Here is a 9,578-nt window from a genome sequence, read left to right on the forward strand (position 1 = left end):
CGTCACGGCGGAACTCCCGGCGGACACGGGGCGGTCCTCCGCCCCGGACGACCGCCCCGTGTCCGCCGGGAGTTCCGCCGTGACGGTGAAGCCGCCGTGCGGGTCCGGGCCCGCCGTCAGGGAACCGCCCGCCGCCGCGAGGCGCTCACGCAGCCCGGTCAGACCGGTCCCGCAGCCCACCCCGCGCAAGGGGCCGTCCGTGCGGGAGCCGTCCGTGCTGTAGCCGCCTGTGCCGGGCTCGCCTGTGCCGGAGTCGCCCGTGTCGGGCTCGCCCATCCCGGCCCCCTCTGTCCCCGTTGCCGTCCCCGTGCTGCTCCTTCCCGTCCCGCTCCTCCCCGGCGTTCCCGTGCCGTTGTCGGTGACCGTCAGCCGGACGCGCTCGGCCGTGCCCGTCACGGTGATCTCGCAGCGCTCGGCGCCGCTGTGCCGGACCACGTTGGTGACCGCCTCGCGCACCACCCAGCCCAGCAGGGCCGCCGTCCGCGGGGCGAGCGGGGGACCCGACCGGCCGACCACCGGCTCGACGCCCGCCGCCGTCAGGGCCGAACGGGCCCGGTCCAGCTCGGTGGCGAGACTGCCCTCGCGGTATCCGGTGACCGCCTCGCGGATCTCGGTCAGTGCCTGACGGCCCACCGCCTCTATGTCCGTGACCTGGGCGAGGGCCGCGTCGAGGTCCCGCTCCGCGAGTCGCCGGGCCGCCTCGGACTTCACCACGATCACCGACAGGGTGTGCCCGAGCAGATCGTGCAGGTCACGGGAGAACCGCAGCCGCTCCTCCTCGACCGCGCGCCGGGCCAGCTCCTCACGGGCGGTGCGCAGTTGCCGTACCGCCTCGCTCAGGGACAGGATCGCGGCCGTCACCATCGTCGACAGGAGGGTGCCGTAGGCGATGTTCACCGCGTCGCTCCAGCCGTTCCGGTACACGGCGGCGGCGCCGGCGACCAGGGCCAGTGCGAGGCCGGCCGGGCCCAGCCAGCGCCCTCGCATGCCGGCACCCACGGCCAGCCCCAGCAGCGGGAAGAAGCTCAGCCAGCTGCCGCCGTAGCCCAGGGCCAGAGCACAGGTGACGACTGCCATGAGTGCCAGCGCCAGCCGGGTGGAGAGCGCCTCCCGCTTCTCCCGGACGAAGCTGCGGAACACCACGTAGATGTAGAGCGAGTTGAAGGTGAGCACGCCCAGGCCGCCGATCCAGGGGTTCGCCTCGCCCTGGAGGAGGTTCGAGAACGCGCCCATGCCCAGCAGCAGCCACGGCAGCAGGGAGTAGCCGGACGGCGGCGGGCCCGGATGCTCGGGCGCCTCACCCGTTCTGCGCCATTCCCGCATCGCTTCCCGGTCCCGGACGCGCTCGGCCTTCCGCCGCGCATGCTCCTGCCACTGACAGGCCACCCTCGCCTTCCAGCTTGCCTTCCCACTCGCCGTCCAGTTCGCCTTCCCACTCGCCTTCCCACTCGCCGTCCAGCTCGTCTTCCAGCCTCGCGGCCAGTCCTTCTCGAGGCGCATCCCCGGTCCCCCTTCGTCCGTCCCCCGTGGGTCCTCACCCACTGCTCCGAAACGCTACGCACCCACCCCAGCCCGCCGGGAGATCCGGTTGTACGGACCCGGGCAGGACAAATGTCCCAGGACGCGCGCCCGGCATACCGCGGGACACCGCGTGACACCTCACCTGACGAACCGTCAGGAGCCTTCACAACTGCCGGGCGCTCGGCTATACAGAGGGACGCCGGACTGGAACGCGTTCTAGATCCCGCCCGTGACGACCTCGGTGCGGCCGACGGTGCGGACGGTCGCACCGAGGTCTTGAGACCCGCCAGGAGCCCCATGCCCATCGACGCAGCCAAGGCCCTCGCCGCCGAACCCCGGACCGGCGAGATCACCTGGGACCGCAAGGACGTCCTGCTCTACCACCTCGGCGTCGGCGCGGGCGTCCCCGCCACCGACCCCGACGAACTGCGCTACACGCTGGAGTCCCGGCTGCACGTCCTGCCCAGCTTCGCCACCGTCGCGGGCTCCGGCTCACCCGGTGTGATCAGCGGACTGTCCCTGCCCGGCGTCGACGTCGACCTGGCCAGCGTCCTGCACGGCGGCCAGTCGCTCACCCTGCACCGTCCGCTGCCCGCAGAGGGCACCGCCACGGCCACCGGCCGTATCGCGGCCGTGTACGACAAGGGCAAGGCCGCCGTCCTCGTCATGCGCACCGAGGTCACTGACGCGGACGGCCCCCTGTGGACGAACGACGCCCAGATCTTCGTCCGCGGGGAGGGCGGCTGGGGCGGCGACCGGGGCCCCTCCGCCCGGCTCGACCCCCCGGCGGGCGACCCCGACAAGACCGTCGAACGGCACATCCGCGAGGACCAGGCCCTGCTCTACCGTCTCTCCGGCGACTGGAACCCCCTGCACGCCGACCCCGACTTCGCACAGGCCGCCGGCTTCGACCGGCCCATCCTGCACGGCCTGTGCACCTACGGGACGACCCTCAAGGCGGTCGTCGACACCCTGCTCGACGGCGACGTGACACGGGTGCGCGCCTACGCCACCCGGTTCGCCGGCGTCGTCTTCCCCGGGGAGACCCTCCGCATCCGCATGTGGCGAGGCGAGGGGGAGGTCAGGGTCGCGGTGAGCGCGGCGGACCGAGCGGACGCGCCCGTGCTGGCCGACACGATCGTCGAACACTCCTGAACCCGTCCGGAACCCACCAGACGTCAACCCGTCCGGAACCCGCCTGCACCCGCTGTAGCCACCCACCTGTATCCGCTCCACCACCTGTATCCGCTCCACCACCTGTATCCGCTGCACCACCTGTGTCCGCTGTACCCGCCTGTATCCGCTGTACCTGCCTGAATCAGCCAGCATCCGAGGGGACCCCGAGGGGAGCCGCACCATGCGCGCAGCCGTACTGCACGAGATCGGCCAGGACAAGCTGGAGATCCTCGACGACGTCGAGGCGGTGGGCTTCGGCCCCGGCAGGGTGAGGATCCGGGTGCGTGCCACAGGCCTGTGTCACTCGGACCTGTCCGCGATGAGCGGGGTGCTGCCGCAGCCCGCGCCGTTCGTGCCCGGCCACGAGGGCGCGGGCGAGATCATCGAGGTGGGCGAGGGGGTCACCCGCGTGAAGCCCGGCGACCGGGTCGTCGTGTGCTGGCTGCCCGCCTGCGGTGTCTGCCCCGCCTGCCGACGCGGCCAGACCGAGCTGTGCCTGGCGGGGTTCATGAACGCGGGCACCCCCAACTTCCGTCGCCCCGGCGCCGATCTCTTCGGCTTCGCCGGTACCGGCACCTTCACCGAGGAGGTCGTGGTCGACGCCGGCTGCGCCGTCCCCATTCCCGACGACGTGCCCTTCGACATCGCCGCGCTCATCGGCTGCGGGGTGACCACGGGGCTGGGCGCCGCGCTCAACACGGCGGACGTGGAAGCCGGTTCGTCGGTCGCCGTCATCGGCTGCGGGGGAGTGGGCGTCTCCGCGATCCAGGGCGCCCGGCTCAAGGGCGCTGCCGAGATCGTCGCCGTGGACCCGGTGGCCGCGCGCCGGGAGGCCGCCCTCAAGTTCGGCGCCACAAAAGCCGTTTCGCCCGAGGAACTCGCCGACGCCAAGCAGCGGATCACCGGCGGTGAGGGCTTCGACTACGTCTTCGAGGTCGTCGGCCGCTCCACCACCGCCCGCACCGCCTACGAGACCACCCGCCGCGGCGGCACCCTGGTCGTCGTCGGCGCCGGCGCCATGGACGACTTCCTCCAGCTCAACATGTTCGAGCTGTTCTTCGACGAGAAGCGGATCCTGCCCTCCATGTACGGCGGCGGCGACGTCCTGCGCTCCTACGAGCGGACGATCGCCCTGTGGCGGGCCGGCCGGATCGACCTCGCCGGACTGATCACGCACCGCGTCCCGCTCGCGGAGATCAACGAGGCCCTCGACCAGATGCGCACCGGGGCCGCCCTGCGCACCTGCATAGAGATCTGAGGCTCCGTCATGTCACTTCCGCTCGCAGGCCGTACGGCGATCGTCACCGGCGCCGGACGGGGACTGGGTCGGGCCGAGGCGCGGGAACTGGCCCGGCTGGGCGCTGCCGTCGTCGTCAACGACTACGGCCGGCCCGGCCGCGACGGCTCGGGCGAAGCCTCGGCCGCCCCCGCCGAGGAGGTCGCGCGAGAGATCCGTACGGCCGGCGGTGCCGCACTCGCCCACACCGGGGACGTCTCCGACTTCGCCGCCGCCCGTGACCTCGTCGACCTGGCGATCACGGAGTTCGGCACGCTGGACATCCTGGTCAACAACGCGGGCATCCTGCGGGACCGCATGATCTTCTCCATGACGGAGGAGGAGTGGGACTCGGTGATCCGCGTCCACCTCAAGGGCCACTTCAACACCACCCGCTTCGCCGCCGCGCACTGGCGCGGACGGTCCAAGGCGGCGGGCGGGCCCGTCTACGGGCGGATCGTGAACACGTCCTCGGAGGCTTTCCTCGCGGGCTCCGCCGGACAGCCCAACTACGCGGCGGCCAAGGGCGGAATCGTCGGCCTCACCACGTCCACGGCCCTCGCGCTCGCCAAGTACGGCGTCACCGCCAACGTGATCTGTCCGCGCGCCCGCACCCGGATGACCGAGGACGTCTTCGCGGGCCTCGGCCGCCCGGACGAAGGGCTCGACCCCCTCGCCCCCGAGCATGTCGCCCCGCTCGTGGGCTACCTGGCCTCGCCCGCCGCCGCCCGGATCAACGGGCAACTCCTCGTCGTGCACGGCGGGATGGTCGCCGTGATCGAACGGCCCCGCGTGCAGGCCACGTTCGAGAGCAAGCAGGAGACCTTCAGCCACGAGGAACTGGATGCCGTGCTCACCCCGCACTACGCAGACCGCCCCGAAGGGGAGACGTTCGCGGCGGCGGAGGTGCTGGGCCTGCGCCGGGAACGCTGACGGAACCGCTTGTCAGAGACAGCACCGGGAACGGTGACGGCAACCGGTGTCAGAGACGATGGCGGTAACGGTGACGGCAACCGGTGTCAGTGACTACCGGGGAATGGTGGCAGAAACCCGGTATCAGAAACAGCAGCCCAGAATGGTGGCAGAAACCGGTATCAGAAACAGCGGTCCGGAACGGTCGTAGAAACCGGTGCCAGAAACAGCGGCCCGGAACGGTGACAGAAGCCGCTTCCAGAGACCGGATCCACAAGCCGTTCCCAGAGACCGGTTCCAAAGTGCGGTTCCAGAAACCGGTTCCAGAAACCGATGACAGCAACAGACATGGGCCCCGTCCGTCATCGTGACGGACAGGGCCCACAGACGTAACGGACGGTCGGTCAGACAGTCGCGCCGGCCTTGTCCTCGGCCGGCTTACGGTGCCGGCCGAGGGGAGCGGACTCGCCGTCCTGGGACGAGACCGGGCCGCGGTGCCGGCCGTGACCGGTGTCCCCCTGTGTGTCGGCGGACCACGGCTGCATGGTGCTTGTGTCGCTCATCTGAAGTGTTCACCCCGTCAACATGATCTTTTTCAGCCGGGAAAGCTTATCCGGCGGACCTCGGGGTGAATCCAGGCGGCCACGCCAACCGCCACTACTTCGTTACAAGCCGTGCCAGGGGCGCCTGTTGGAGCGGGACGGGCCGGGGTGCGACTGGTTGCGGAGCTTCCGGTTCCAGGGCGTCAGGAGCAGCCGCGGCGGCGAACTCGGCAGTGGTCTCGGCACTGGTCTCTGCGGTGGCCTCGCAGGAGCCGCTGGCCCGCGGCTCCGCGCCCGCGGCAGGCACGGCCATACGCGCCACCCCGCACGGCTCCGCCTCCGTCGCGTACGGCAGCCGCAGCACCCCGTCCTCCGTCCACAGGCCGCTGCCCGCCAGCCACCCGTCCGGCGCCGCCAGTTGGTGCAGCCGCCGGTCCGCGGGACGCCATACGCCGACCCAGTTGCCGAACGGTCCGTCGATGCGCAGGCCCACCGCGCAGCTCTCCGGCTGCAGGACCTGGCCCGGCTGGATCGCGAACGGCGTCAGCGCCCGGTCGGCGAGCCGCAGTGACTCCGGGAAACGCACCGGCAGGCTGCTGCCCAGCACCCCCCAGCCGAGCCGGGGCTCCCCGGGCGACGGCGCGTCCGAGCTGATCAGCAGGAGCCCACTGTCCGGGTCCGCGAGCAGCAGCCGGTCGTCGCTGCCCGCGGCGATCTGGAGCAGCGGGGACACCTCGCCGCCCCGCTCCAGGTCCACCACGACCGCCTTGGTACGGCCGTCGGCCTCACGGTCCAGGGCCAGCATGCGGCCCCTTCGGTCCAGCCACACCCCGCCCGAGCAGCGGCCCGGGATCTCCGCGAGGTGCTCGGGGCCGAAGGCACCGCCCGCCACCAGCCACAGCGCGGTCGAACGCCGGCCCACGGCGACGGCGTACGCCCGCTGCCCGCAAGGGGCCGGCGGCAGCAGCCGCAGGACGGTGTCCTCCTCCGGGCACTCGACCGCGCCGAGCAGCAGCTCGCCCGTGCCGGGGCCGGTCGGGTACAGCAGCGAGAACGAGTGCCGCCGCTGGGACACCCGGCGGATCAGGACCCGCCCGTCGGCCATCGGCTGGACCTCCGTGCCGGGCTCTTCCGGCTGGTGGGCGGGCAGCGGCACGGCGTACGGCTCGGGGCCGTCCAGAGTCCAGCGCTCCGGGAACCAGGAATCGCCGTCGAGGGCGAGACGTGCGGCGTAGCTGCCGTCCGCCGTGATCGCGCAGGGCGCGTCGGGCGTCGGGTCGTCGTCCCCGTTCTCCGCGGTGGGTTCGATCGCACAGGCCGTCATGGTTCGGTCACCTCCGCCGACGAAGCTAGTTTTCGTACGCACGGGCGGGGCGGCGGCGGGCGGGGGCTTCGCTCGAAGGAGTGGCGCAGAAGCGATTCTGCTCCGGGGATTGTGGGGGGTGTGCATGGGGTTGGGGTGGTGTGTCCCACCGCCCGGAGTTCTGCGTCCGGGACGCTGCGGCCGTACGCCGCCGATGCGCCGCGTGATCGGCGGCCGCCCACCGGTCTCGCCCGCCCGTCTCGGCCGGTCCCGCCGGTCTCGGCCGCCGGTCTCGGCCGGTCCCGCCGGTCTCGGCCGCCGGTCTCTGCCGGTCCCGCCGGTCTCTGCCGGTCCCGCCGCTCCCTGCCGGTCCTGCCACTCCCCGCCGGTCCAGCCGGTCGAGCCGGTCCCCGCCGGACCGGGGGCCCGCCTCTTCCAGGGCTTCTGGCCTGCGGCGGTTCAGGGGCGGGGGGCGGACAGGTAGCCTTTCCCCGTGCCCCGTCTGTCTGAAGTCATCGCCGCGCTGGAGAACCTGTGGCCCGCTGAGCGGGCCGAGTCCTGGGACGCGGTCGGCACCGTCGTGGGCGAACCCGGCCAGGACGTCACACGGGTCCTGTTCGCCGTGGACCCCGTCCAGGAGATCGTCGACGAGGCGGTGAAGCTGGGCGCCGACCTGCTCGTCACCCACCACCCCCTCTATCTCCGCGGTACGACGACCGTCGCGGCCTCCACCTTCAAGGGCCGTGTCGTGCACACCCTCATCAAGCACGGCATCGCCCTGCACGTCGCCCACACCAACGCCGACACGGCCGACCCCGGCGTCAGCGACGCCCTCGCCGGCGCCCTCGACCTGCGCGTTGTACGGCCCCTCGTACCCGATCCCGGCGACCCCGACGGGCGTCGTGGCCTGGGCAGGATCTGCGAGCTCGACCACCCGCTCACCGTCCGTGAACTCGCCGCGCGCGCCGCCGAACGGCTGCCCGCGACCGCGCAGGGCATCCGCGTGGCGGGCGATCCGGACGCGACCGTACGGACCGTCGCGGTCAGCGGCGGGTCGGGCGACAGCCTCTTCGACCACGTCCGCGCCGCCGGCGTCGACGCGTTCCTCACCGCGGACCTGCGCCATCACCCGGCGTCCGAGGCACGCGCGCACGACACCCACAGCGCCCACAGTGCGCAGGACGCGCACAGTGCCCACGGCGCACACCAACCTCTCGCGCTGCTCGACGCGGCGCACTGGGCCACCGAGTGGCCCTGGTGCGAGCTGGCCGCAGCCCAGCTCGACGAGATCTCCGACCGCCACGGCTGGGGCCTGCGAGTCCACGTCTCGAAGACGGTCACCGACCCCTGGACCAGCCAATTCCCTTCACCTGGAGCCCCCAACTGAACGCCGCGCCCGCCGACCAGATCCGACTCCTCGACGTCCAGGACCTCGATGTCCGCCTCCAGCAGCTCGCGCACAAGCGCCGCTCGCTGCCCGAGCACGCCGAGATCGAGTCGCTGACCAAGGACCTCACGCAGCTGCGCGACCTCCTGGTGGCCGCGCAGACCGAGGAGAGCGACACCGCCCGCGAGCAGACCAAGGCCGAGCAGGACGTCGACCAGGTCCGTCAGCGTGCCGCCCGCGACCAGCAGCGTCTGGACTCCGGCGCCGTCACCTCCTCGAAGGACCTGGAGAACCTCCAGCGCGAGATCGTCTCCCTCGCCAAGCGCCAGGGCGACCTGGAGGACGTCGTCCTGGAGATCATGGAGCGTCGTGAGGCCGCCCAGGAGCGGGCCGCCGAACTGACCGAGCGCGTCGGGTCCGTCCAGGGCCGGATCGACGACGCGACGGCCCGCCGCGACGCCGCCTTCGAGAAGCTCGACGGCGAGATCGCCTCCGCCACCAAGGAGCGCGAGGTCATCGCCGCCACCGTCCCCGAAGACCTGCTCAAGCTCTACGACAAGCTGCGCGCGCAGCAGGGCGGCGTCGGCGCGGCCAAGCTGTACCAGCGCACCTGCCAGGGCTGCCGTCAGGAGCTGGCGGTCACCGACATCAACGACATCCGCAAGGCCGCCCCCGACACCGTCGTACGGTGTGAGAACTGCCGCCGGATCCTGGTGCGGACCTCCGAGTCCGGTCTGTAGGGACGGCTGACGTGCGGGAGTTCATCGTCGAGGCCGACGGGGGGTCCCGGGGCAACCCGGGGCCCGCGGGCTACGGCAGCGTGGTCATCGACGCGGCGACGGGGGAGACCCTCGTCGAGCGGGCCGAGTACATCGGCATCGCCACCAACAACGTCGCCGAGTACCGGGGCCTGCTGGCCGGCCTGCGCGCCGCCCGCGAACTGGACCCCGCAGCTTCGGTGCGCGTCCGGATGGACTCCAAGCTCGTCGTCGAGCAGATGTCGGGCCGCTGGAAGATCAAGCACCCCGGCATGAAGCCACTGGCCGCGGAGGCCGCCGGGATCTATCCGCCCGGCCAGGTCACCTACGAGTGGATCCCCCGCGAGCACAACAAGCACGCCGACCGCCTGGCCAACGAGGCGATGGACGCGGGCAAACGCGGCGAACAGTGGGACCCGGGGGCGTCCATGGCGGCCCTGAACGCCCCGTCTCCGGTTTCGCCCGCGCCCCGCACGCCGTCGGGTCCTCCCGGCGACGCGACCGCCGGCGCGGCGAAGGCCCGCCAGGCCCTGGCCGAGGGACGCGCGGGCAGCGCCCCGGCGCCGACGACCGCCGGCGGGCCCCTGGGGGACACCGCCGGTACCGCGACGGTCACCGGCACCGGCACCGGCACCGCCGCCACCTCCGACGCCGACCGCCGTGCCGCCCGCACCCTCGCCTCCCCCTCCCCCTCCCCTTCCCC

9 protein-coding genes are annotated in these 9,578 nt (G+C 72.6%); 6 read left to right on the forward strand and 3 right to left on the reverse strand.

The genetic code is table 11. From position 1 onward, the window contains the following. Positions 1 to 1,323, reverse strand: a 1,323-nt coding sequence (locus P1P75_RS36165) for a sensor histidine kinase (RefSeq protein ID WP_319263482.1), incomplete at its 3' end; no start/stop codon positions are given. A 495-nt stretch (positions 1,324 to 1,818) separates the two neighbouring features. Here P1P75_RS36165 and P1P75_RS36170 point away from each other — a divergent pair. The 3 genes from P1P75_RS36170 (at position 1,819) to P1P75_RS36180 (ending at position 4,906) form a co-directional block, all read left to right on the forward strand. Next, positions 1,819 to 2,676: a MaoC/PaaZ C-terminal domain-containing protein gene (locus P1P75_RS36170; RefSeq protein WP_319263470.1), complete on the forward strand. Its 858-nt coding sequence runs from the start codon at positions 1,819 to 1,821 to the stop codon at positions 2,674 to 2,676. 202 nt (positions 2,677 to 2,878) lie between these two features. After that, the gene (locus P1P75_RS36175) at positions 2,879 to 3,955 is read left to right on the forward strand and encodes a Zn-dependent alcohol dehydrogenase (RefSeq protein ID WP_319263472.1); all 1,077 of its coding nucleotides are present in this window, start codon (positions 2,879 to 2,881) and stop codon (positions 3,953 to 3,955) included. Positions 3,956 to 3,964: 9 nt separating this feature from the next. Beyond that, on the forward strand, positions 3,965 to 4,906 hold the full coding sequence (locus P1P75_RS36180; RefSeq protein ID WP_319263473.1) for a 3-oxoacyl-ACP reductase: 942 nt from the start codon (positions 3,965 to 3,967) through the stop codon (positions 4,904 to 4,906). A gap of 383 nt (positions 4,907 to 5,289) precedes the next feature. On the opposite strand, the gene P1P75_RS36185 is transcribed toward P1P75_RS36180, so the two are convergent. Beyond that, positions 5,290 to 5,448 carry a hypothetical protein gene (locus P1P75_RS36185; RefSeq protein WP_319263474.1) on the reverse strand — a complete coding sequence of 53 codons (159 nt, stop codon included), beginning with the start codon at positions 5,446 to 5,448 and terminating at the stop codon, positions 5,290 to 5,292. 94 nt (positions 5,449 to 5,542) lie between these two features. Beyond that, positions 5,543 to 6,751 (reverse strand): hypothetical protein, encoded by a 1,209-nt coding sequence (locus P1P75_RS36190; RefSeq protein WP_319263476.1) that lies wholly within the window; start codon positions 6,749 to 6,751, stop codon positions 5,543 to 5,545. 472 nt (positions 6,752 to 7,223) lie between these two features. Here P1P75_RS36190 and P1P75_RS36195 point away from each other — a divergent pair, with 472 nt between their 5' ends. From P1P75_RS36195 to P1P75_RS36205, 3 genes are all read left to right on the forward strand, one after another. Beyond that, on the forward strand, positions 7,224 to 8,117 hold the full coding sequence (locus P1P75_RS36195) for a Nif3-like dinuclear metal center hexameric protein (RefSeq protein ID WP_319263478.1): 894 nt from the start codon (positions 7,224 to 7,226) through the stop codon (positions 8,115 to 8,117). Then, entirely contained in the window at positions 8,114 to 8,857 is a 744-nt protein-coding gene (locus P1P75_RS36200) for a zinc ribbon domain-containing protein (RefSeq protein ID WP_208639607.1), read from the forward strand. The genes P1P75_RS36195 and P1P75_RS36200 overlap by 4 nt, the downstream gene beginning before the upstream one ends. Before the next feature lie 11 nt (positions 8,858 to 8,868). After that, positions 8,869 to 9,578: reverse transcriptase-like protein (locus tag P1P75_RS36205; protein WP_319263480.1), on the forward strand; the 710-nt coding region annotated here is incomplete at its 3' end.

It is taken from the genome of Streptomyces sp. ID05-39B, from assembly GCF_033794725.1.
GTDB lineage: Bacteria > Actinomycetota > Actinomycetes > Streptomycetales > Streptomycetaceae > Streptomyces > Streptomyces bobili.